This is a genomic window from Coprococcus sp. AF99-45 (assembly GCF_027663865.1).
GTDB classification, from domain to species: Bacteria; Bacillota; Clostridia; order Lachnospirales; family Lachnospiraceae; genus Allocoprococcus; species Allocoprococcus comes.
In genome coordinates, this window is sequence record NZ_JAQDGZ010000066.1 from 221 (window position 1) to 668 (window position 448).

Genomic DNA, 448 nt, shown 5'->3' on the forward strand with positions numbered 1-448 from the left:
ATATCAATCGTATTGAAAAGCAGGAAGGACAAAAAATAGATTCCAGAACATTTGTATTCCGGGATAGTATTTATCATGATTTGAGTGACTGCTGCCACAAACTTGGTATAAATGTCAGCAGCGTTTATGGTTATATGTGGAGAACGAAAAAGGGTAAAGTAGAGGCGGTTGAATATTACTATAATAAAAAGATGGAGGATTATTTTGAATGGGAGTCGGTTTTATACTCGTCTTTGTCGGCATGCTGTACAAAATTTGATGTGTCATTAAAAGCAGTACGCAATAGAGCGTGGCGAAAGAACTGTTCGATCCAAGAAGCTTTCCGACATTGTCTGAGAAGGAAGCAAAGTCTGGAAACGGATGTATTTTACTATAGAGGTGATGAGTATAAAAATTTGAAAGAGTGCTGTGAAAAATACAATATTAATGTTCAATCTGTGCATTCTTA

1 protein-coding gene is annotated in these 448 nt (G+C 35.9%); it reads left to right on the forward strand.

Going from position 1 to position 448, the window contains the following annotated elements; translation table 11 throughout:
• The coding region (locus PGR14_RS16060; protein ID WP_270223734.1) for a hypothetical protein at positions 1–448 on the forward strand (448 nt) is incomplete at both ends.